Source organism: Pseudomonas sp. B6001 (assembly GCF_013386015.1).
In the GTDB taxonomy this organism is placed as follows: Bacteria; Pseudomonadota; Gammaproteobacteria; order Pseudomonadales; family Pseudomonadaceae; genus Aquipseudomonas.
On record NZ_JACAOX010000002.1, the window covers coordinates 163,760 to 185,634 of the forward strand.

19 protein-coding genes are annotated in these 21,875 nt (G+C 61.5%); 9 read left to right on the forward strand and 10 right to left on the reverse strand.

Features of this window, described 5'->3' with window-relative positions:
• Window positions 1-56: 56 nt before the first annotated feature.
• The 5 genes from HX821_RS03045 to yccS all read left to right on the forward strand — a co-directional run bounded on the left by HX821_RS03045 (window position 57) and on the right by yccS (window position 7,635).
• The gene (locus HX821_RS03045; protein ID WP_177020220.1) at window positions 57-947 is read left to right on the forward strand and encodes an alpha/beta fold hydrolase; all 891 of its coding nucleotides are present in this window, start codon (window positions 57-59) and stop codon (window positions 945-947) included.
• A gap of 36 nt (window positions 948-983) precedes the next feature.
• Window positions 984-2,411, forward strand: a complete 1,428-nt coding sequence (gene mdtD, locus HX821_RS03050) for a multidrug transporter subunit MdtD (protein WP_177035277.1) — start codon at window positions 984-986, stop codon at window positions 2,409-2,411.
• A gap of 130 nt (window positions 2,412-2,541) precedes the next feature.
• Window positions 2,542-3,879, forward strand: coding sequence for an ATP-dependent RNA helicase DbpA (gene dbpA / locus HX821_RS03055; RefSeq protein ID WP_236260841.1), 1,338 nt, complete (start codon window positions 2,542-2,544; stop codon window positions 3,877-3,879).
• A gap of 159 nt (window positions 3,880-4,038) precedes the next feature.
• Window positions 4,039-5,217 (forward strand): NAD(P)/FAD-dependent oxidoreductase, encoded by a 1,179-nt coding sequence (locus HX821_RS03060; RefSeq protein WP_177035278.1) that lies wholly within the window; start codon window positions 4,039-4,041, stop codon window positions 5,215-5,217.
• A 234-nt stretch (window positions 5,218-5,451) separates the two neighbouring features.
• A complete protein-coding gene (gene yccS / locus HX821_RS03065) occupies window positions 5,452-7,635 on the forward strand; it encodes a YccS family putative transporter (RefSeq protein ID WP_003216889.1) in 2,184 nt (727 codons plus the stop codon).
• A 104-nt stretch (window positions 7,636-7,739) separates the two neighbouring features.
• Here yccS and HX821_RS03070 read toward each other — a convergent pair whose 3' ends face one another.
• A complete protein-coding gene (locus tag HX821_RS03070) occupies window positions 7,740-8,477 on the reverse strand; it encodes an ABC transporter substrate-binding protein (protein ID WP_177035279.1) in 738 nt (245 codons plus the stop codon).
• Window positions 8,478-8,697: 220 nt separating this feature from the next.
• Between HX821_RS03070 and HX821_RS03075 the strand changes: the two genes are divergently transcribed.
• Window positions 8,698-9,150 carry a GNAT family N-acetyltransferase gene (locus HX821_RS03075; protein WP_008434061.1) on the forward strand — a complete coding sequence of 151 codons (453 nt, stop codon included), beginning with the start codon at window positions 8,698-8,700 and terminating at the stop codon, window positions 9,148-9,150.
• Between the two features lie 115 nt (window positions 9,151-9,265).
• On the opposite strand, the gene HX821_RS03080 is transcribed toward HX821_RS03075, so the two are convergent.
• From HX821_RS03080 to HX821_RS03090, 3 genes are read right to left on the reverse strand one after another with little or no spacing between them, the layout of a single operon-like run.
• Complete coding sequence (locus HX821_RS03080) at window positions 9,266-9,562, reverse strand: helix-turn-helix domain-containing protein (protein ID WP_008434063.1); 297 nt, start codon at window positions 9,560-9,562, stop codon at window positions 9,266-9,268.
• 19 nt (window positions 9,563-9,581) lie between these two features.
• Window positions 9,582-10,082, reverse strand: coding sequence for a M48 family metallopeptidase (locus HX821_RS03085; RefSeq protein WP_087693221.1), 501 nt, complete (start codon window positions 10,080-10,082; stop codon window positions 9,582-9,584).
• Between the two features lie 43 nt (window positions 10,083-10,125).
• Window positions 10,126-12,237 (reverse strand): bifunctional diguanylate cyclase/phosphodiesterase, encoded by a 2,112-nt coding sequence (locus tag HX821_RS03090; RefSeq protein WP_087693222.1) that lies wholly within the window; start codon window positions 12,235-12,237, stop codon window positions 10,126-10,128.
• Window positions 12,238-12,545: 308 nt separating this feature from the next.
• Between HX821_RS03090 and HX821_RS03095 the strand changes: the two genes are divergently transcribed.
• The 3 genes from HX821_RS03095 (at window position 12,546) to HX821_RS03110 (ending at window position 15,368) form a co-directional block, all read left to right on the forward strand.
• Entirely contained in the window at window positions 12,546-13,211 is a 666-nt protein-coding gene (locus HX821_RS03095; protein ID WP_177020225.1) for a polysaccharide lyase family 7 protein, read from the forward strand.
• Window positions 13,212-13,352: 141 nt separating this feature from the next.
• Window positions 13,353-14,582: an alanine racemase gene (alr, locus tag HX821_RS03100; protein WP_177035280.1), complete on the forward strand. Its 1,230-nt coding sequence runs from the start codon at window positions 13,353-13,355 to the stop codon at window positions 14,580-14,582.
• A 492-nt stretch (window positions 14,583-15,074) separates the two neighbouring features.
• Window positions 15,075-15,368, forward strand: coding sequence for a fructose-bisphosphate aldolase (locus HX821_RS03110; protein WP_087693224.1), 294 nt, complete (start codon window positions 15,075-15,077; stop codon window positions 15,366-15,368).
• 59 nt (window positions 15,369-15,427) lie between these two features.
• Here the strand turns inward: HX821_RS03110 and fba are convergent, their stop codons facing one another.
• From fba to tkt, 6 genes are all read right to left on the reverse strand, one after another.
• A complete protein-coding gene (gene fba / locus HX821_RS03115; protein ID WP_003177554.1) occupies window positions 15,428-16,492 on the reverse strand; it encodes a class II fructose-bisphosphate aldolase in 1,065 nt (354 codons plus the stop codon).
• 197 nt (window positions 16,493-16,689) lie between these two features.
• Window positions 16,690-17,025: an MliC family protein gene (locus tag HX821_RS03120; RefSeq protein ID WP_003216869.1), complete on the reverse strand. Its 336-nt coding sequence runs from the start codon at window positions 17,023-17,025 to the stop codon at window positions 16,690-16,692.
• A 60-nt stretch (window positions 17,026-17,085) separates the two neighbouring features.
• Window positions 17,086-17,313, reverse strand: a complete 228-nt coding sequence (locus HX821_RS03125; protein ID WP_008434073.1) for a hypothetical protein — start codon at window positions 17,311-17,313, stop codon at window positions 17,086-17,088.
• A gap of 29 nt (window positions 17,314-17,342) precedes the next feature.
• Window positions 17,343-18,506: a phosphoglycerate kinase gene (locus tag HX821_RS03130; protein ID WP_003216867.1), complete on the reverse strand. Its 1,164-nt coding sequence runs from the start codon at window positions 18,504-18,506 to the stop codon at window positions 17,343-17,345.
• Window positions 18,507-18,525: 19 nt separating this feature from the next.
• A complete protein-coding gene (epd, locus tag HX821_RS03135; RefSeq protein ID WP_102370079.1) occupies window positions 18,526-19,575 on the reverse strand; it encodes an erythrose-4-phosphate dehydrogenase in 1,050 nt (349 codons plus the stop codon).
• A gap of 142 nt (window positions 19,576-19,717) precedes the next feature.
• Window positions 19,718-21,715, reverse strand: coding sequence for a transketolase (tkt, locus tag HX821_RS03140; protein WP_177035281.1), 1,998 nt, complete (start codon window positions 21,713-21,715; stop codon window positions 19,718-19,720).
• Window positions 21,716-21,875: the final 160 nt, after the last annotated feature.

Here is a 21,875-nt window from a genome sequence, read left to right on the forward strand (position 1 = left end):
CTTGCACGCAAGTGATGCACGACCTTGCCCGGGATAGGGCAAGCTGGAGCGTTGACATGAACCATGGAAGTTTTGTCATTGAAAAGCTGTTCAAGCACTACAACGTTCACGTAGAGCAGCTTGGTAACAACCCAGAGAAGAAAACCGTGCTGTTGGTCAACGGCGCGCTGTCCACCACCCGCTCGTTTGCACGCACCAGCAAGTGCCTGTCCGAGCACTTCAATGTGCTGATGTTCGACCTGCCGTTCTCCGGCTATTCACGCCCGCACAACACCGACCTCGACCTTGTGACCAAGGACGATGAAGTGCAGATCCTGCGCGCTCTGGTGGAACGCTTTGAGGTCAACCACCTGGTGTCTGCCTCATGGGGCGGGATTTCCACGCTGCTGACCCTCGCCCACAACCCGCCGTCGATTGAAAGCTCGGTGGTGATGGCACTGGCGCCCAACCTCAACCAGGCCATGCTCGAATACGTAGAGCGGGTGCGCGTGCTGATCGAGGCCGATGACAAATCTGCCGTCGGCCATCTGCTGAATGAAACCGTGGGCAAATACCTGTCGCCCCGGCTCAAGCGCAACAATCACCGGCACCTGTCGACCATGGCCACCACCGAGTATCGCCAGGCACGCTTCCATATCCATCAGGTGCTGGCGCTGGGTGACGGCAACTACCTGCCGCAACTGACCCGGATCGAAACCCCGGTGCACTTCCTCAACGGCGTGCTGGACGAGTACACCCCGGCAGACGAAGCCCAACTGTTCAAGAAATACGTAGGCCGCAGCAGCTTCGCCACCGCCGAGCACACTGGCCATTTGCTTGACCTGGAATCCCGCGAAGCGGCCCTGGCCGTGCACCGCGCGCTGATTGATTTCCTGGTGGGCAAACACGTGGCGTTGTCAGATATAGACGAAGCGCCAGTGGGAAAAGGAGCTGCCGATGGCGCATAATCGCCGACACATAGGCTGCTAACAAAAAGGTAACTCATGCCGAATCGCGCCCCTCTCGATGCCAAGACCGCCCGCTGGCTACCCTGGGTGGTAGCGATTGCCTTCTTCATGCAGTCGCTGGATGGGACGATTCTCAACACCGCCTTGCCGGCCATGGCTCGAGACCTGGCGGAGAACCCCTTGCGCATGCAAGGCGTAGTGATTGCCTACATGCTCACCGTGGCCCTGCTGATTCCCGCCTCGGGCTGGGTGGCCGACCGCTTCGGCACCAAGAAGATCTTCTTCGGCGCGATCATGCTGTTCAGCATTGGCTCGTTGCTCTGCGCGCTCTCCAGCACGCTGACCATGCTGGTGGGCGCCCGGGTGATCCAGGGCCTGGGCGGTGCGTTGATGTTGCCGGTGGGCAGGCTGGTGGTGCTGCGCGCCTACCCGCGCTCGGAGCTGGTGCGGATCATGGGTTTCATCACCATTCCCGGGCTGCTCGGCCCACTGCTCGGCCCGACCATGGGCGGCTGGATGGTGCAATACCTGACCTGGCACTGGATCTTCCTGATCAACCTGCCGGTGGGCATCATCGGCTGCTACGCCGTCTGGAAATTCATCCCCGACCTGCGCGGCAGCGAACGTACGCGGTTCGACGGCGTGGGTTTCCTGCTGTTCGGCGCGGCGATGGTGCTGATCACTATCGCCATGGAAGGCCTCGGCGAATTGCACCTGCCGCACCTGCGGGTGATGTTGCTGCTGTTCGGCGGCCTCGCGTGCCTGGCGGCTTACTGGCTGCGCGCCGGGCATATCGACAACCCGCTGTTCTCGCCGGTGCTGTTCAAGACCCGGACCTTTGCGGTGGGCATCCTCGGCAACCTGTTCGCTCGCCTGGGCAGCGGCGCGTTGCCGTTCCTGGTGCCGCTGTTGCTGCAGGTGGCGCTCGGTTACTCACCGTCCGAAGCCGGGATGAGCATGCTGCCCCTGGCGGCGGCGGCGATGTTTGCCAAGTCCATCGCCCGGCCGCTGATCGAGCGCCTGGGCTATCGCGTGGTGCTCACCGGCAACACCCTGGCGCTGGGCATCATGCTGGCGAGCATGGGCCTGGTCAGCGAACACACGCCCTACCCGTTGCTGCTGGGCATGCTGGCGATCCTCGGGGCGATCAACTCGCTGCAATTCACCGCGATGAACACCGTGACCCTGATCGACCTCGACGACGCCCAGGCCAGCAGCGGCAACAGTTTGCTGTCGGTGGTGGCGCAGTTGTCCCTGAGCCTTGGGGTGGCCTGCGCCGGTGCGCTGCTGGGTGGTTTTACCGCCGAAGTGGGCAACGACGGGGTCGACACGGTGCTTGGGGCGTTCCAGTTGACCTTCGTCACCGTGGGCATCATGGCGATGCTGGCGGCGGCGATCTTCCTGCAATTGTCGCCAAAAGACGGCAAACGCGTGGTCAGCCGTGAGCACGACATTGAGCATTAACAGGCTTCTCGTCTAGAACTTGCAGGGAAAATCCCACGAGGCTGGTACACTGCGCGACATTTTGTTTTGCAGAGCCAGTCCCGTGACTACCATCGCCACCGCTTTTAATACTTTGCCCCTGTCCGCCGCCATGCTGGCTAACCTCGACTCGCTGGGTTATGTCGAGATGACGCAGATCCAGGCGCAAAGCTTGCCGGTGATCCTCAAAGGGCTGGACCTGATTGCCCAGGCCAAGACCGGCAGCGGCAAGACCGCAGCCTTCGGCATCGGCCTGCTGAACCCGATCAACCCGCGCTACTTCGGTTGCCAGGCACTGGTCATGTGCCCGACCCGCGAGCTGGCTGACCAGGTGGCCAAGGAAATCCGTCGCCTGGCCCGCGCCGAAGACAACATCAAGGTGCTGACCCTGTGCGGCGGCGTGTCCCTCGGCCCGCAGATCGCTTCCCTGGAGCACGGCGCCCACGTCATCGTTGGCACCCCGGGCCGCATCCAGCAGCACCTGCGCAAGGGTTCGCTGGTTTTGGACGGCTTGAACACGCTGATCCTCGATGAAGCCGACCGCATGCTCGACATGGGCTTCTACGACGCCATCGAAGACATCATCAGCAAGACCCCGGCCCGCCGCCAGACCCTGCTGTTCTCGGCCACCTACCCGGTGAGCATCAAGCAGCTGGCCTCGAAATTCATGCGCGCGCCGCAACAGGTCAAGGCCGAAGCGTTCCACTCGGACGACCAGATCGAGCAACGCTTCTACGAGATCTCCCCGGAAGAGCGCATGGACGCGGTGACCAAGGTCCTGGCGCATTTCCGCCCGGCGTCCTGCGTAGCCTTCTGCTTTACCAAGCAGCAAGTGCAGGAAACCGTGGATCACCTGACCGCCAAGGGCATCTCCGCCGTTGGCCTGCATGGCGACCTGGAACAGCGCGACCGTGACCAGGTACTGGCGATGTTCGCCAACCGCAGTACTTCGGTACTGGTCGCCACTGACGTTGCCGCCCGTGGCCTGGACATTGATGCACTGGACATGGTGATCAACGTCGAACTGGCCCGCGACTCGGAAATCCACATCCACCGCGTGGGCCGTACCGGTCGCGCGGGTGAGACTGGCATCGCTATCAGCCTGGTTGCCCCGTCTGAAGCCCACCGCGCCCAGGCCATCGAGCAGTTGCAGAAGTCGCCGCTGAACTGGGACCAGTTGGACAACCTCAAGCCGCAAAGCGGCGGCCCGTTGCTGCCGGTGATGAGCACCCTGTGCATTGCCGCAGGCCGTAAAGACAAGGTTCGCCCGGGCGATATCCTTGGCGCACTGACCGGTGAAGCCGGGATTCCGGGGGCCCAGGTCGGCAAGATCGCGATCTTTGATTTCCAGGCGTTCGTGGCCGTGGAACGCGGGATCGCCAAGCAGGCATTGCAGCGTTTGAATGACGGCAAGATCAAAGGCCGTTCGTTGCGCGTGCGTATCCTGTAAAGATCTCAAGCTATACCGAGATCAAAATGTGGGAGCGGGCTTGCTCGCGAATGCGGTATATCAGTCGACAGATTCGGTGACTGACACTCCGCATTCGCGAGCAAGCCCGCTCCCACATTTGACTGTATTCCAATTCAGAATTTGTATGAGGACATGGCTGTGCGCTCGACCGAAGTTGTGATCATTGGCGCCGGCGCCGCAGGCTTGATGTGTGCGCTGACCGCCGCCGGGCGTGGGCGCAAGGTGATGTTGATCGACCACGCGAACAAGGCCGGCAAAAAGATCCTGATGTCCGGCGGTGGCCGCTGCAACTTCACCAATATGTACACGGAGCCTGCCAACTTCCTCTCCCACAACGCGCACTTCTGCAAGTCCGCCCTGGCCCGCTACACCCAGTGGGATTTCATCGGGCTGGTGGCCAAGCACGGCGTGCCGTACCACGAGAAAAAACTCGGCCAGCTGTTCTGCGACAACAAGTCCAGCGACATCCTCGGGATGCTGCTGGATGAGTGCATCCAGGTCGGCGTGAGCATGCACCTGGACACCTCGGTGCAGGAGATTGCCAAGGTCGATGGCGGCTATCAGTTGCAAACCACCCTGGGTGAGTTGCGCTGCGAATCACTGGTGATCGCCACCGGCGGGCTGTCGATCCCGACCCTGGGGGCCACCGGCTTTGGTTATCAAGTGGCCAAGCAATTCGGCCATGAACTGCTGCCAACCCGCGCCGGGCTGGTGCCGTTCACCATCACCGACCAGCTCAAGGAATTGTGCGGCGAGCTGTCCGGTACATCCGTGGATTGCCTGGTGAGCTGCAACGACCAAAGCTTTCGCGAGAACATCCTGTTTACCCACCGCGGCCTGAGCGGGCCGGCGATCCTGCAGATTTCCTCCTACTGGGAACCCGGCGACACCGTGGAAATCAACCTGCTGCCCGACCACGACGCCCACACCTGGCTGCAAGCGCAACAGGTGGAGCGCCCGAACAGCGAGCTGAAAACCCTGCTGGGTGAGATCTTCACCAAGAAGATGGCCAACCTGCTGGCCGAAACCTGGTTCGTTTCCAAGCCGATGAAGCAGTACACCCACGCCGAGATTGCCGACATCGCCGGCAAACTGGGGCGCTGGCAACTGGTGCCGGCGGGCACTGAAGGCTATCGCACCGCCGAGGTCACCCTGGGTGGCGTGGACACCCGGGAAGTCTCGTCCAAGACCATGGAATCCCTGAAAAGCCCCGGCCTGTACTTCATCGGCGAAGTGTTGGATGTGACCGGTCACCTGGGCGGGTTCAATTTCCAGTGGGCGTGGGCTTCCGGTTATGCCGCTGCCCAATTTGCCTGACGGAACGCGGTAAAAAAATGTGGGGGCGGGCTTGCTCGCGAAGGCGGAGTGTCAGCTAATACATCAGTGACTGATACACCGCCTTCGCGAGCAAGCCCGCTCCCACATTTGGTTCGTGGTGTGCTTGGAAGTAATGACCGGAATAAATTTTGCTCTCAGATGTGATCGCCACGCTTGCCGTGGCGTCATTACTGGCTCAATTTAGCGGCATCGTCCCGGAAGACCCCAGACTTCATGTCATCGACCTCCTTCAAGCAGTCCATGCGGCGCCTTTGGGCACTGGACAAGTTCAGTTACAGCGTACGGGTATTCATCGCCCTGACCGGCAGCATGGCGCTGTGCTGGTACCAGAATGAAATGGCGCTGCTGATCCCGCTGTTTCTGGGGATTATCGCCAGCGCCCTGGCCGAGACCGATGACAACTGGCAAGGCCGGCTCAACGCCCTGGCCGTGACACTGGTGTGCTTCAGCACTGCGGCACTGTCCGTCGAACTGCTTTTCCCATATCCCTGGATCTTCGCGATCTTCCTGGCGCTCTCCAGCTTCGGCCTGACCATGCTCGGTGCCCTCGGCGAGCGTTATGGGGCGATCGCGTCGGCGACGTTGATTCTCTCGGTCTACACCATGATCGGCGTGGACCAGCGCGGCGGCGCCGTCACTGACTTCTGGCATGAACCCTTGCTGCTGGTGGCCGGCGCCGCGTGGTATGGCGCGCTGTCGGTGTTGTGGCAGGTGTTGTTTTCCAACCAGCCGGTGCAGCAGAGCCTGGCGCGACTGTTTCGCGAGCTGGGACGCTACCTCAAGCTCAAGTCGTCGCTGTTCGAACCAATCCGTCAGCTGGATGTGGAAGCGCGGCGCCTGGAACTGGCGCAGCAGAACGGCCGGGTGGTGGCAGCACTGAACGCCGCCAAAGAGATCATCCTGCACCGGGTCGGCAATGGTCGCCCGGGCTCCAAGGTCAGCCGCTACCTCAAGCTGTACTTCCTGGCCCAGGACATCCACGAGCGCGCCAGCTCGTCGCACTACCCTTACAACGCCCTCGCCGAAGCCTTCTTCCACAGCGACGTGCTGTTCCGCTGCCAGCGCCTGTTGCGCCAGCAAGGCAAGGCCTGCCAGACCCTGGCCGAATCGATCCAGATGCGCCAGCCGTTCGTTTATGACGACAGCTTCGCCGAAGCCCTGGGCGACCTCAACGCCTCCCTGGAACACCTGCGCATCCAGAGCAACCCGGCCTGGCGCGGCCTGCTGCGCTCCCTGCGCGCCCTGGCGGCCAACCTGTCGACCCTGGACCGCCTGCTGGGCGACGCCGCTAACCCCGACAGCCTGGCCGATGCCACCGACAGCAGCCTGCTGGACCGTGCACCGCGCAACCTCAAGGAAATGTGGACGCGCCTGCGCACGCAGTTGACGCCGACTTCGTTGCTGTTCCGCCATGCCCTGCGCCTGCCCCTGGCGCTGAGTATCGGCTACTGGATGGTGCACTTGATTCACCCGTCCCAAGGCTATTGGATCATCCTCACCACGCTGTTCGTGTGCCAGCCAAACTACGGCGCCACCCGGCGCAAGCTGGGCCAGCGGATCATCGGCACAGCCATCGGCCTGACCATCGCCTGGGCGCTGTTCGACCTGTTCCCCAACCCGCTGATCCAGTCGATGTTCGCCATCGCCGCGGGCCTGGTGTTCTTTATCAACCGCACCACGCGCTACACCCTGGCGACTGCCGCGATCACGCTGATGGTGCTGTTCTGCTTCAACCAGGTGGGCGACGGCTACGGGCTGTTCCTGCCACGGCTGTTCGATACCTTGCTCGGCAGCCTGATCGCCGGGCTGGCGGTGTTCCTGTTCCTGCCGGACTGGCAGGGCCGGCGCCTGAACAAGGTGCTGGCCAATACCCTGACCTGCAACAGCATCTACCTGCGCCAGATCATGCAGCAGTACGCCGCGGGCAAAAGCGACGACCTGGCTTACCGCCTCGCCCGGCGCAATGCCCACAACGCCGACGCCGCGCTGTCCACCACTCTGGCGAACATGCTGATGGAGCCGGGGCATTTCCGTAAGGAAGCGGACGTGGGGTTCAGGTTCCTGGTGCTGTCCCACACGCTGCTCAGCTACCTGTCGGGGCTGGGCGCCCACCGGGAAACCCAACTGCCGGCGGAAGTGCGCGAGCACTTGATCGAAGGCGCCGGGAAGACGCTGGCGGCGAGCATCGACGAGATCGCCACGGGGCTGGCGAACAAGCAGCCGATCGCGATTCAGAGTGATGCCGAGGAAGCCTTGGCAGTGGACCTGGAGCAGATGCCGGATGAGATTGATGAAGGGCAGCGGCTGGTGCAGACGCAATTGGCGCTGATCTGCCGGCAACTGGGGCCGTTGCGCACGTTGGCGGCTCACCTGATCAAAGATACCAGCGAAGCCTGAACCCTCTTCGCGAGCAAGCCCGCTCCCACATTCAGCCGAGTTCCACCTTTGGAATGCGGTCGAATGTGGGAGCGGGCTTGCTCGCGAAGGGGCCATTAGCCTCACTACATCCCGTGCTGCTTCATCAACCGCGCATAACTGCCATCCACTTTCATCCTGGCAATCTCCCGATCAAACCCGGCAACAATCTGCTGATGCTGAGGATTTTTCAGGCTAACCAGAATGTGCAGGCTGTTTTCGCTCAGCGGCACCGGCAAAAACTCCACCGCGTTGCGCACGGTGGCGGACTCCCGAGCCAGGTAGTAGCGGGCGACGAATTCGTCCTCCAACGTCAGCCGCACCCGCTGCGCCGCCAGCATGCGCACGGCCATGGCGAAGTTATGCACCGGGACTTTCTGCAATTGCGGATCGGCATCGAACGCCGCTGAATAGGCATAGCCACGCACCACCGCGACGGGGTAGTCGTGCAACTGCTCCAGGTTCTGGTAGTCGATGGGATCGTCGCGGCGCTTGAGAAACAGCACCCGGTTGAGCAGGTATTCGCCGGAAAACTGCCCCAACTGAGTACGCGCATCGTCGTACCAGGCGTTCACCAATACGTCGTAACGCCCATCGCCCACGCCCATCAGCGCCCGCGCCCAGGGCACCTGTTCAAACTCACTGGCATAGCCGGCACGGGCCAGGGCGGTGGTCACGATGTCGGTGGCCAAACCACCATTGACCAGGGTGGCGTCAGTGAACGGCGGCCAGGCATCCGCCACCAGTCGCAAGCGTTCTGCCGCCGCCGCCTGGGCCAGCAACAACAAACCGATCAAAGCAACGGCACGAGAAAATCGCGGCATGCTCAAGTCCTTGGCGGGCATTCTATGGCCTGACCTCTGGGGCAACCCGAGGATTTAACAGTAGCTCATCAATGAGCCTGTACTGCAGATTACACAAAGACGGCAGCGTCGCACGCAGAGAATGATGGCAAATTGATCTCACTCACAAAAAAACCGCAATTTAGACACTCGCCTCCCGCGCGCTTACTATCCTGACCAGACAATCAGCCGAGAGAACACCATGACAGTCGAATGGGTCTGCAAACACCACAGTGACCTGGGCAAGGAGCAGCTGTACGCCATTTTGCGCCTGCGCTCGGAGGTCTTCGTGGTCGAGCAGAAATGCGTGTACCAGGACATCGACGGCCAGGACCTGGACGGTGACACCCATCACCTGATGGCCTGGGATGATGGTCAACTGCGGGCCTACCTGCGCCTGCTGGATCCTGAATCACAGGGTGGTGATGTGGTGATCGGCCGGGTGATCGTTGCGCCGAGCGCGCGGGGTACCGGGCTGGGCCACCAGATGATGGACGAAGCCCTCAGGCAGGCAGAGAAACAGTGGCCCGACGTGCCGATCTATCTGTCGGCCCAGGCGCATTTGCAGGGGTATTACGGGCGTTACGGGTTTGTGGCGGCGGGTGAGGAATACCTTGAGGATGACATTCCACATATAGGCATGCGCCGGGCATGAGGGCCTCTTCGCGAGCAAGCCCGCTCCCACATTTGACCGAGTTCCACCTTTGGAATGCGGTCAAATGTGGGAGCGGGCTTGCTCGCGAAGGCGTCAGCCCGGTCACCCCAAGCTTTCAGGGGTAACCCAACACCTGTTTAATGCTCGCCAGGTTCGCCTCGATCCAGCGCCGATCAATCGCGCCCCAATCACGAATCCGATAGCGCCCGGCATGGTTGCGGGCGCCGTCTTCCTGTTCAAACTCACACACGATATCCAGGTCCGCCAACGCCGCAATCGTGTCCTGTGCAGTACGCCGGGGCATGCCCGTCACCTCGGTCAGTGCCGGGACGCTGCTGGCCAGCTGGCTATCAATCAGGTACGCCACATACAGGCGCCGGTAGAAGCTGCTTTTGGTCTTGCTCACATCCATGCTCGATCGCCTTTGAAGGTCAGGGCTTGCCCTGCAGGTCCCGCCAGGTCAGGTACACCCGCAGGTCGAATTCCACCTGATGGTAGCCCGGCAACATGTATTCACAGAGTTTGTAGAACGCCTTGTTGTGGTCCGATTCCTTGAAGTGCGCCAGTTCGTGTACCACGATCATGCGCAGAAATTCCGGCGCGGCTTCCTTGAACAGCGAGGCGATACGGATTTCTTTCTTCGACTTGAGGTTGCCACCCTGCACCCGAGAGATGGTGGTGTGCAGGCCGAGGGCGCGGTGGGTCAGGTCCAGGCGGTTATCGAACAACACCTTGTCGATGGCCGGGGCGTTTCGCAGGTGTTCCTGCTTCAGGGCCTGGGCGTAGTTGTACAGCGCTTTGTCGCTCTGCACGCCATGCCGTTCGGGGTAGCGCTGGGTCAGGTAGTCGCCGAGTTGGTCCTTGGCAATCAACTGGCGCACTTGCTCCTGCAATGCTGGGGGGTAGGCCTGGAGGTATTTCAGCGCGGTCATGGGGTCAACAACGGGTATTTGAATGGGCGCCAGTGTAGCGAATTCAGCGGGCCGCTGCGCGCAGGCGCCAGTCGGCAATTTCATCCGCGATCAACGGCGGCGCCACCTGCGGGCCCTGGATGAACTGGCAGCCGTTGGCCTTGAGCCACTCAACTTGCTCCTGGGTCTCGACGCCTTCGGCAATCACCAGCAGATCAAAATGCCGGCACAATTCGATAATGCTGCGCGCCATCGCCGCGTCCCGGGATGAACCCGGCAGGCGGGCGATCAGCTTCGGGTCGAGCTTGAGGGTGTCGAATTCCAGGTCCCGCAGGTGGGCCAGGGAGCAGTTGCCCGCGCCGAAATCATCCAGGGCAATCCGCACGCCGGCCCGGCGCAACAGCTTGAGCTGCTTGGTGGACTCATCCAGGTTGTGCATCAGGCTTTCTTCACTGATCTCCACCTCAAGCTGCCGGCCTTGCAACCCATGTCGCTCCAGCACCTGCTGCAGCTGGCTGGCCAGGTTCGGCATATTGAACTGGCTGCTGCTCAAGCTCACGCTCAGGACCAACTCATCGCTGAACACCCCTGCCCATGCCTGCCGTTGGGCGGCCACCTGCTGGTAGATCCAGGTGCTCAACTGGCTGATCAGCCGCGCCTCTTCGAGCAACGGCAGAAACAGCCCCGGCGGCACATCGCCGACACTCGGGTGCTGCCAGCGCAGCAGCGCTTCGACGCCCCGCAGATGGCCGTCGTGCAACGATACCTGCGGCTGGTACACCAGGGTGAAATCCTTGCTGTCGATGGCGCTGCGTACGCTGTCTTCGAGCATCAGGCGCGAGCGGGCCCGGCCGTTCATTTCCTGGTCGTAGTAGCGATATTGCTGACGCCCGGCGCGCTTGGCCTCGTACATCGCGACGTCCGCCGCGCGCAGCAGGCCGTTGAGGTCCGAGCCGCAGTCCGGGAAAGTGGCGATGCCGATACTGACGCCCAGCATCACATCCAGACCGTCGACCTGCTGACAGATCGACACCCGTTCGATCAGTTTTTCCGCAATCTTGGCCGCCTGCTCCGGGAATTCCAGCTCCAGCAGCGCGGTGAATTCATCCCCGCCCATGCGCCCGAGAATGTCGTAGGAGCGCAGGCACGCCTTCAACTGTTCCGAGACCCAGCGCAGCACGCGGTCTCCGGCGTCGTGGCCGAGGGAATCGTTGACCCGCTTGAACCCGTCCAGGTCCAGGTACAGCAGCACCAGCGACTGCTCGTTACGCTCGCTGCGCAACAGCACATTCTCCACCGACTGGTGAAACCCACGCCGATTGAGCAGGCCCGTCAGCGGGTCGGTGACGGCCTGGAACTCCAGTTGCTGATGCAGATGGCGCACCTCGGACATGTCCAGCACCGTGACCACCATGGCTTTCTGCTCGGCCGGCAGCGGGGCGCACGACATCGCCACGGGCAACTGCTGGCCGGGCGCGGTGCGCAAGATGGCGTCGTGCAGGCGCCAGGTTTCACCACGTTTGTAGCCTTCATACAAGGCAGAATCGGACCACCCAGGCACATGGGGCTTCTGTAGGAAGCCCAGGAACTCGGCACCCTGGATCTCAGCGACCGGCGCATTGATCAGCCGCGAAATCGCCGGGTTGGCGTAGCTGATCACGCCGTCTTCGCCCACCACCAGGATGCCTTCGGCGGCATTGTCGAGCACCGAGGCATTGAAGGCCCGGGCCGATTCCAGATCGTGACTCAGGCGCTGCAAGGCACGGCGGTTGCGCTGGTGCTCCAGCAGGGCCTGGACCTTGGGCTTGAGGATATTCGGGTCGAAGGGTTTCAGCAGGTAGTCGATCGCGCCGCTGGCATAGCCTTCCAGCATCGCCGCTGGCGATTGGGCGTGAGCGCTGAGAAAGATGATCGGGGTCAGTTGCGTGCGCTGGCTGCCGCGCATCAGCCGGGCCACCTCGAACCCGTCCATGCCGGGCATCATCACATCCAGCAACACCAGGTCGACGTCGTGTTCGAGCAGCAATCCCAAGGCTTCAACCCCGGAGGCCGCCGTCACCACATGCCAATCTTCACGCTGCAATAGCGCACGCATGCTGATCAGGTTTTCGGGATAGTCATCGACCACCAAAAGCACTGAACAACCATCGCGAGGCTTGATTGGAGCGCATTCCATTGCTGCTTCTCTTTCGTCGGAGTCATTCCGGTCATTTTTGCGACAAAACCGGATAAACAATAAGGGCTCACTCTAGCCCTGGATCCCATAAAGCAGAAGCCACGACGGTGCCATCATTGCGCCAAAGCCCAGACAACCGACTAACGGTCAGTGTCTACAGCCCGCGGTTTACGGGAAACATGGCTTTTTGACATTTCATTGGCGCCAACAATCCGCCACAAAGCCATTAACAATCCATTTCGAGCCACCTATAAAGAAAGTGCCGGCTCCCGTGCCAAGGCCTTCTTTCCCCGTTAAAGGCGTATTCAATGATTGATCTGTCCACCTGGAACCTGAGCATCCCCGTCGGCTCCCCGCCCTCGACCATCGACACGCCGAAACTGCTCAGCGGGTTCAAGGACCAATACTTCCAGGCCGAAGGCAGCAGCGTGCAATTCTGGACCCCGGTGACCGGCACGCGTACCGAGAACGCCGTTTACCCTCGCAGCGAACTGCGGGAAACCTACGCCGACGGCCGCCTGCGCAACTGGCTGTACAGCGAAGCCGACAACTACCTGCGCGCCACGTTGGCGGTCAACAAGGTGCCGTCCTCCGGCAAGGTGGTGATCGGTCAAATCCACGCCTACGAAAGCCAGAAGCCACTGATCAAGGTCGAGTACCAATACAAGGAAAAAACCCAGACCGGCAACATCGTCGCCAAGGTGCGCATGCGCCCTGACGAGTCGGAAGGCCGGGTGATCATCGTCGCCGAGAACGTACCGCTGGACCGCGACTTCACCTACGTCATCCACCTGAACAAGGCCGGCCTGCTGAGCGTCGACGCCGCCAACGGGCAGTGGAACGAACGCATCGGTGCTGCGTGGGGCAAACAGCCGCTGTACTTCAAGGCCGGCGCCTACGTGCAGGACAACAGCGGCAACAGCAAGGAAGGCGCCCGCGTGACGTTTGCCAAGCTGGACATTGATCACGACTGAAGCTGATTCGCTTCAGCGACCGGTCCCACGACGCTTTAGGACAGAACCGCGACCCAGGGTCTCGACTTTCTTGTAGGACAATCCGAGTATGGCGCCGCGCACGCGCACTACCCCCTACAAGAAAGTCATGGAGACTGCCCAATGCCCTTTTCCCGCACCCTGCTCGCCCTCTCTATGGGCATGGCACTGCTGCAAAACCCGGCCTTTGCCGCCCCGCCCCTCTCGATGGCCGACGGGGTGGCCCAGGTCAATATCCAGGACAGCAACGCCTGGGTCGAAATCAACAAGGTCGCCTTCGAAAACAATATCCGCATCCTGCAAGCCAGCCTCGCTGACAAGTCGAAAATCTGCGCCGTGCTCAAGGCGGATGCCTACGGTCACGGCATCGGTTTACTGATGCCCTCGGTGATCAAACTGGGCGTGCCCTGCGTCGGCATCGCCAGCAACGAAGAAGCCCGCGTGGTCCGTGAAAGCGGCTTCAAGGGCCAACTGATCCGCGTACGCACCGCCGCCCTGAGCGAGCTGGAAGCTGCGTTGCCGTATAACGTCGAAGAGCTGGTGGGCAATCTGGACTTCGCCGTGCGCGCCAGCCTGATCGCCGAAAACCACGGCCGCCCACTGGTCGTGCACCTGGGCCTGAACTCCAGCGGCATGAGCCGCAACGGTGTGGAAATGACCACCGCCCAGGGCCGCCGCGACGCCGTAGCGATTACCAAGGTGCCAAACCTGCAGGTGACGGCGATCATGACCCACTTCGCCGTCGAAGACGCCGCCGACGTGCGCACCGGCCTCAAGGCGTTCAACGAACAAGCCAACTGGCTGATCAACGTCGCCCAGCTCGACCGCAGCAAAATCACCCTGCACGCCGCCAACTCCTTCGCCACCCTGGAAGTGCCCGAGTCGCGGCTGGACATGGTTCGTCCGGGCGGCCTGCTGTTTGGCGATACCGTACCGTCGTTCACCGAATACAAGCGGGTGATGCAGTTCAAATCCCACGTGGCGTCGGTCAACAGCTACCCGAAAGGCAACACCGTAGGCTACGACCGCACCTACACCCTGGCGCGGGATTCGAAACTGGCGAACATCACCGTGGGTTATTCCGACGGCTATCGCCGGGCGTTTACCAACAAAGGCATCGTGCTGATCAACGGGTACCGGGTGCCGGTGGTGGGCAAGGTGTCGATGAACACCCTGATGGTCGATGTCACCGACGTGCCGACCGTGAAGAGCGGCGATGAGGTGGTGTTGTTCGGCAAGCAGGGCGCGGTGGAGACCAGCCAGGCGGAGGTTGAAGACATCAACGGTGCGTTGCTGGCGGATCTGTATACGGTGTGGGGTAACTCGAATCCGAAGGTGCTGGTGGAGAACTAAGTCTCCTCACATCTCGTAGGCACTGTCCTATGGACCCAAGGATCATTCGGTGATTAACACAATCACTTAAACAACACTTATCCCTGTGGGAGCTGGCGGTGCGACGATTCGACTTGCCCGCGATGGCGGTGTATCAGCCAACTTATTCTTCGACTGGCACACCGCCATCGCGGGCAAGCCCGGCTCCCACATGGGTCCTGTGTCCTACAGGGCCGTTGCGGTGAATCGGAGCGCCGCTTATAGTTCGCCCCGTCGCCGGCATTGAACGGCGACAGGGTTTCGCAGCCCTAACGATACGTGTGTAACCAAGCATCATGAATGCAACGACTAGCGCTTCTACGTCCGTCGTTTATTTTATGGTGGCTGTGTGTGGGAGACCTTCGGGTCTGCCGGGTTCCTCGTATCCTCGGTCTGCGAACCCGCACACAGCTACCACCCATTCGTTTCGCAGCGAATGGCGGTAGTCCTTTTTAGATACGAGGAATATTTGCCATGACGCCAGAACTCCCGCCCCGCCGTTTCACCCCTTGCACCGAAACAGCCACCGAATACCCGGTACTCCTGATCGACAGCGAAGCTCCGCTGCAGGACCTGCACGCCTGCCTGCGTGAACGCCTCAACGCCGCCCTCGAACACCTCAACCTGATGGCCTGCTCCAGCCTGCCCGATTTTGCGGAGCGTGACCTGAACCACGTAGCCAACACCGCCCGCATCCTGGTGCAGGACGTAAGCGACGTATTCCGCGTCATCGAATACCGCGGCTTCGACACCCCCGCAGCCGCCTGATCAAATTTCAGCCACAAAAAAGCCCGCATCGCTGCGGGCTTTTCATTAACGCGTAAGGCTTAGTTGACCTTGGCGTTCAACTCACCTTTCAGGTAACGCTGGTACATCGCTTCCAGGGAGATCGGCTTGATCTTCGAAGCGTTGCCCGCAGTACCGAAGGCTTCGTAACGTGCGATACATACATCACGCATGGCCGTCACGGTAGCGCCGAAGAATTTACGTGGGTCAAATTCGCTCGGGTTGGTGGCCATCAGGCGACGCATCGCACCGGTGGAGGCCAGGCGCAGGTCGGTGTCGATGTTGACCTTGCGCACGCCGTACTTGATGCCTTCGACGATTTCTTCAACCGGCACGCCGTAGGTTTCTTTGATGTCGCCGCCGTACTGGTTGATGATCGCCAGCCACTCTTGCGGTACCGAGGAAGAACCGTGCATCACCAGGTGGGTGTTCGGGATGCGCTTGTGGATTTCCTTGATGCGGTCGATGGCCAACACGTCGCCGGTAGGTGGCTTGGTGAATTTGTAGGCGCCGTGGCTGGTGCCGATGGCGATGGCCAGGGCGTCAACTTGGGTCTTTTTCACGAAGTCGGCGGCTTCTTCCGGATCGGTCAGCATTTGGCTGTGATCCAGTACGCCTTCGGCGCCGATACCGTCTTCTTCACCGGCCATGCCGGTTTCCAGGGAACCCAGGCAGCCCAGCTCGCCTTCAACCGAAACGCCACAGGCGTGAGCCATGGCCACGGTTTGTTGGGTGACGCGTACGTTGTATTCGTAGTCGGTCGGGGTCTTGCCGTCTTCGCCCAGGGAACCGTCCATCATTACCGAGCTGAAGCCCAACTGGATGGAGCGCTGGCACACGTCAGGGCTGGTGCCGTGGTCCTGGTGCATGCACACCGGGATGTGCGGGAATTCTTCGATCGCGGCGAGGATCAGGTGACGCAGGAACGGGGCACCGGCGTATTTGCGCGCGCCGGCCGAAGCCTGGACGATCACTGGAGAGTCAGTCTTGTCAGCGGCTTCCATGATGGCGCGCATCTGCTCAAGGTTGTTGACGTTGAAGGCTGGAACGCCATAGCCGAATTCGGCTGCGTGGTCCAACATCTGGCGCATGCTGATAAGTGCCATTGTGAGTCTCTCTCCCGGTCGAGGGTCGTTAATCGTGCAAGCCTGCCGTAGCGGCGGCTGCTATTCAAGTTATTGAAGGTCAGGCTTTCAAAGCCTGCCCTGCTTAATCGTTAAACCTGTCTGTAGGAGCCGGCTTGCCGGCGATGGCGGCTGACGCTATCGCCGGCAAGCCGGCTCCTACAGGTGATCGCGGCGTGTTATTGCGCTTTACAGCCACGCCCGATCAAATCATCGGTGGCAACCCAGTAAACCAGGCCTTCCTCACCTTTTGTGTGAAACGCCAACTGGCCGTCGCTGTACAGCACGCCCGAGGCCGCCACATCCTGCTTGAGGCGATACACCTGGTCCGAGCCGCCGAGGCGCACATCCACCTGGGTGCGGGCCTGGTCGGCAAACCGCCAGTTGACTTGCGCCTGGCTGTCACACGTCCAGGTGGTCCACTTGTCTGCCGGCTCTGCCTTCTTGTCGAACATGTTCAGGTTGGTGCATCCGGCCAATAACGCCAGTGCCGCCAGGGCGAAAACGCCTTTCATTGCCAATCCTCAAGCGGCGACCTGCGGCCACCGCGGCTGTCGGTTAGTGAATCAGACCCGTCAAGGGCAACCCTGTTCCTGACCGTTGGGCGCAGAGTCGTATTTCTCCAACCCGTCCGGCCCGATGCGCTTGTTGATCACCGGCATGGTTTCGGCTTGCCAGTCAGCCTGATAGCAACTCTTTTGCCGAGCCGCCCCGGCCTTTTCAGACTCGGGCGCCGCTTTCGGCGTGCTGCCGCAGCCGGCCAGCAGGCCCGCTGCAATCACCAGTGCCAACGACCTGATCATCGGAATGCTCCTTTTCCTCAGCAAGTGCCTTATCCCTTGGCCCGGCTTTCCAGCACTTCGACAGCCGGCAGTACCTTGCCTTCAACGAATTCGAGGAACGCACCACCCCCCGTAGAAATGTAGGAGATCTGGTCAGCAACGCCATATTTATCGATGGCCGCCAGGGTGTCGCCACCGCCAGCGATGGAAAATGCCGAGCTTTCAGCGATGGCGTGGGCCAGCACTTTGGTGCCGTTGCCGAACTGGTCGAACTCGAACACGCCGACCGGGCCGTTCCACAGGATGGTCTTGGACGACTTCAGCAGTTCAGCGAAGTTGGCTGCAGTTTGCGGGCCGATGTCCAGGATCATGTCGTCAGCGGCAACGTCAGCGATCAGCTTGACGGTGGCTTCGGCGCTTTCAGCGAATTCCTTGGCCACCACCACGTCTACCGGCAGCGGCACGCTGACCTTGGCGGCGATGGCGCGGGCGGTGTCCAGCAGGTCCGGCTCGTACAGCGATTTGCCCACCGGGTGACCGGCAGCCGCCAGGAAGGTGTTGGCAATGCCGCCGCCGACGATCAGCTGGTTGCAGATCTGGCTCAGGCTGTTCAGCACGTCGAGCTTGGTGGACACCTTGGAGCCGGCAACGATGGCGGCCATCGGTTGGGCCGGAGCGCCGAGGGCCTTGCCCAGTGCGTCCAGTTCAGCCGCCAGCAACGGGCCAGCTGCGGCAACTTTGGCAAACTTGGCCACGCCGTGGGTCGAACCCTCGGCACGGTGCGCGGTGCCGAAGGCGTCCATCACGAACACGTCGCACAGGGCAGCGTATTGCTGGGCCAGTTCGTCGCTGTTCTTTTTCTCGCCCTTGTTGAAGCGCACGTTTTCGAACAGCACGATGTCGCCAGCCTTCACGTCCACACCGTTCAGGTAGTCGGCAACCAGCGGCACGTCGCGGCCCAGGGCCTTGCTCAAATATTCAGCTACAGGCTTGAGGCTGTTTTCTGCCGAGAATTCACCTTCGGTCGGACGACCCAAGTGGGAGCAGACCATCACGGCCGCACCTTTTTCCAGGGCCAGCTTGATGGTCGGCAGCGAGGCCAGGATTCGCGCATCGCTGGTGACAACACCGTCCTTGACTGGGACGTTGAGGTCTTCGCGGATCAGTACGCGCTTACCTTGCAGATCGAGGTCGGTCATCTTCAACACGGTCATGGGGGGCAATTCCTGAGAGCTAAAGTTGTGGAGAGGCTGTTTGCAGATAGTGTTCTGCAACGTCCAGCATTCGGTTGGCAAAACCCCATTCGTTGTCGAACCAAGCCAGGATGTTCACCAGCCGTGGGCCGGAAACGCGGGTCTGGCTGGCATCGACGATGGCCGAATGCGGGTCGTGGTTGAAATCACAGCTGGCGTGCGGCAACTCGGTGTAGGCCAACAGGCCTTTGAGCGGGCCGCTGGTGGCGGCGTCGCGCAGGATCCGGTTGACTTCGCCGGCATCGGTGTCGCTGACGGTTTGCATGGTGATGTCCAGGCAAGACACATTCACCGTCGGTACCCGTACGGCTTTGGCCTGGATTCGCCCGGCAAGTTCCGGCAACAGTCGCTCGATACCGCGCGCCAGGCCGGTGGACACCGGAATCACCGACTGAAACGCCGAACGCGTACGGCGCAGGTCTTCATGGTGGTAAGCGTCAATCACCGGCTGATCGTTCATTGCCGAGTGAATGGTGGTGATCGACACGTATTCCAGGCCAATCGCCTGGTCCAGCAGGCGCAACAGCGGCACGCCGCAGTTGGTGGTGCAGGAGGCGTTGGACACCAGCAGTTCGGTGCCGGTCAGGCAATCCTGGTTCACGCCGTAGACGATGGTGGCGTCAACATCCGCCTCGCTGGCCATCGGCTGGGAAAACAGGACCCGTGGTGCGCCGGCGTCGAGAAACCGCTGGCCGTCGGCACGGGTGTGATAGGCACCGGAGCATTCCAGCACCAGGTCGACGTCCAGCGCCGCCCAGTCGATGCCCTCAGGGGTGGCACTGCGCAGGACCTTCACGCAGTTGCCATTAATATGCAGACAATCGTCCTCGACCCGCACTTCGCCGGGGAACCGGCCGTGGGTGGAGTCAAAGCGTGTCAGGTATTCGATGCTGGCCATGTCCGCCAGATCGTTGATCGCGACAATTTCAAACCCGGCCGCCGGCCCTCGCTCGAACAGAGCACGCAAGACGCAACGACCAATCCGGCCGTAGCCGTTGAGTGCAACTTTGTAGGGACGCGGTTGAGGCATGGGGTTCTCGATTACCATTGGGTAATGGGGTGAATGTGCCGCCGCCTTCGCGAGCAAGCCCGCTCCCACATTTAGACCGCGATCTAATGTGGGAGCGGGCTTGCTCGCGAAGAGGCCAGTACAGCCGCCCCAATCTACAGCCTTAGTCTTCCAGCAGCTCTTCAGCCTGACCCAGGATGTTTTCCAGGGTGAAGCCGAACTCTTCGAACAACGCTGGCGCCGGCGCCGACTCACCGTAGGTGGTCATGCCGATCACCCGGCCTTCCAGGCCCACGTACTTGTACCAGTAGTCGGCGTGAGCCGCTTCGATGGCGATACGTGCGCTGACCTGCAACGGCAACACCGATTGCTTGTAGTCGGCGTCCTGGGCTTCGAAGACGCTGGTGCACGGCATGGAAACCACACGCACGTTACGGCCGGCGGCCGTCAGCTTGTCGTACGCCTGAACCGCCAGGCCCACTTCGGAACCGGTGGAGATCAGGATCAGCTCCGGCTCGCCGATGCAGTCTTTCAGCACGTAGCCACCACGGCTGATGCCTTCGATCTGCGCCGCGTCGCGGGTTTGGTGCTGCAGGTTCTGACGGGAGAAGATCAGCGCCGAAGGGCCGGCCTTGCGCTCGATCGCGTGCTTCCAGGCCACAGCCGATTCGACTGCGTCCGACGGGCGCCAGGTGTCCAGGTTCGGCGTGGTGCGCAGGCTGGTCAACTGCTCGACCGGCTGGTGCGTCGGGCCGTCTTCGCCCAGGCCGATGGAGTCGTGGGTGTAGACGAAGATCACACGCTTCTTCATCAACGACGCCATGCGTACGGCGTTGCGGGCGTATTCCATGAACATCAGGAAGGTCGCGCCGTAAGGCACCAGGCCGCCGTGCAGGGCAACGCCGTTCATGATGGCGCTCATGCCGAACTCGCGCACGCCGTAGTACATGTAGTTGCCGCTGGCGTCTTCCGCCGAGACACCTTTGCAACCTTTCCACAGGGTCAGGTTGGAACCGGCCAGGTCAGCCGAACCGCCGAGGAACTCAGGCAGCAGCGGGCCGAATGCGTTCAGGGTGTTCTGGCTGGCTTTACGGCTGGCGATGGTTTCGCCCTTGGCCGCCACTTCGGCGATGTAGGCCGAGGCCTTTTCAGCGAAGTCGGCAGGCAGGTCACCGGCCAGGCGGCGAACCAGTTCGTTGGCCAACTCAGGGAATTCGGCGGAGTAGGCCGCGAAACGCTGGTCCCACTCGGCTTCGACCGCCAGGCCGGCTTCCTTGGCGTTCCACTCGGCGTAGATGTCAGCCGGGATTTCGAACGGGCCGTGGTTCCACTTCAGCGCAGCGCGGGTCAGGGCGATTTCCGCGTCACCCAGTGGGGCGCCGTGGCAGTCTTCCTTGCCTTGCTTGTTCGGCGAACCGAAGCCGATGGTGGTCTTGCAGCAGATCAGGGTCGGCTGCTCGCTCTTGCGGGCCGTCTCGATCGCAATCTTGATTTCTTCCGGGTCATGACCGTCGACATTGCGGATCACCTGCCAGTTGTAGGCTTCGAAACGCTTCGGTGTGTCGTCGGTGAACCAGCCTTCGACTTCGCCGTCGATGGAGATGCCGTTGTCATCGTAGAAGGCGATCAGCTTGCCCAGGCCCAGGGTACCGGCCAGGGAGGCGACTTCGTGGGAAATGCCTTCCATCATGCAGCCATCACCGAGGAACACGTAGGTGTGGTGGTCGACAACGTTGTGGTTCGGGCGGTTGAACTGCGCGCTCAGGACTTTTTCAGCGAGGGCAAAACCCACGGCGTTGGCCAGGCCCTGGCCCAGTGGACCGGTGGTGGTCTCAACGCCAGGGGTGTAGCCGTATTCCGGGTGGCCCGGGGTGCGGCTGTGGATCTGGCGGAAGTTTTTCAGGTCGTCGATGGTGACGTCGTAGCCGGTCAGGTGCAGCAACGAGTAGATCAGCATCGAGCCGTGGCCGTTGGACAGGATGAACCGGTCACGGTCGGCGAACGACGGGTTGCTCGGGTTGTGTTTCAGGTAGTCACGCCAAAGTACCTCGGCGATATCCGCCATGCCCATCGGGGCACCGGGATGGCCGCTGTTGGCTTTTTGCACGGCATCCATGCTGAGGGCACGAATGGCGTTGGCACGCTCACGACGGCTGGGCATCGCTGATCTCCTGGAGGTTGAATAAAAGAAACGGAAAAAAGGATCGGCATTTTCCCTCAGCCACGGCCCTCGGGGCAATGACAGATAGTCACTTGGGGGTGTTTTTCCTGCGGATTGACTGGAGAAACCGTTTACCGCTTCGTCCATGGGTTATAGCGGC

Excerpts from the sequence above, each read along its gene's own strand:
- HX821_RS03045 (WP_177020220.1), top strand. The coding sequence starts at position 57 with ATGAACCATGGAAGTTTTGTCATTGAAAAGCTGTTCAAGCACTACAAC.
- mdtD (WP_177035277.1), top strand. The coding sequence starts at position 984 with ATGCCGAATCGCGCCCCTCTCGATGCCAAGACCGCCCGCTGGCTACCC.
- dbpA (WP_236260841.1), top strand. The coding sequence starts at position 2,542 with ATGCTGGCTAACCTCGACTCGCTGGGTTATGTCGAGATGACGCAGATC.
- yccS (WP_003216889.1), top strand. The coding sequence starts at position 5,452 with ATGTCATCGACCTCCTTCAAGCAGTCCATGCGGCGCCTTTGGGCACTG.
- HX821_RS03070 (WP_177035279.1), bottom strand. The coding sequence starts at position 8,477 with ATGCCGCGATTTTCTCGTGCCGTTGCTTTGATCGGTTTGTTGTTGCTG.
- HX821_RS03075 (WP_008434061.1), top strand. The coding sequence starts at position 8,698 with ATGACAGTCGAATGGGTCTGCAAACACCACAGTGACCTGGGCAAGGAG.
- HX821_RS03080 (WP_008434063.1), bottom strand. The coding sequence starts at position 9,562 with ATGGATGTGAGCAAGACCAAAAGCAGCTTCTACCGGCGCCTGTATGTG.
- HX821_RS03085 (WP_087693221.1), bottom strand. The coding sequence starts at position 10,082 with ATGACCGCGCTGAAATACCTCCAGGCCTACCCCCCAGCATTGCAGGAG.
- HX821_RS03090 (WP_087693222.1), bottom strand. The coding sequence starts at position 12,237 with ATGGAATGCGCTCCAATCAAGCCTCGCGATGGTTGTTCAGTGCTTTTG.
- HX821_RS03095 (WP_177020225.1), top strand. The coding sequence starts at position 12,546 with ATGATTGATCTGTCCACCTGGAACCTGAGCATCCCCGTCGGCTCCCCG.
- alr (WP_177035280.1), top strand. The coding sequence starts at position 13,353 with ATGCCCTTTTCCCGCACCCTGCTCGCCCTCTCTATGGGCATGGCACTG.
- HX821_RS03110 (WP_087693224.1), top strand. The coding sequence starts at position 15,075 with ATGACGCCAGAACTCCCGCCCCGCCGTTTCACCCCTTGCACCGAAACA.
- fba (WP_003177554.1), bottom strand. The coding sequence starts at position 16,492 with ATGGCACTTATCAGCATGCGCCAGATGTTGGACCACGCAGCCGAATTC.
- HX821_RS03120 (WP_003216869.1), bottom strand. The coding sequence starts at position 17,025 with ATGAAAGGCGTTTTCGCCCTGGCGGCACTGGCGTTATTGGCCGGATGC.
- HX821_RS03125 (WP_008434073.1), bottom strand. The coding sequence starts at position 17,313 with ATGATCAGGTCGTTGGCACTGGTGATTGCAGCGGGCCTGCTGGCCGGC.
- HX821_RS03130 (WP_003216867.1), bottom strand. The coding sequence starts at position 18,506 with ATGACCGTGTTGAAGATGACCGACCTCGATCTGCAAGGTAAGCGCGTA.
- epd (WP_102370079.1), bottom strand. The coding sequence starts at position 19,575 with ATGCCTCAACCGCGTCCCTACAAAGTTGCACTCAACGGCTACGGCCGG.
- tkt (WP_177035281.1), bottom strand. The coding sequence starts at position 21,715 with ATGCCCAGCCGTCGTGAGCGTGCCAACGCCATTCGTGCCCTCAGCATG.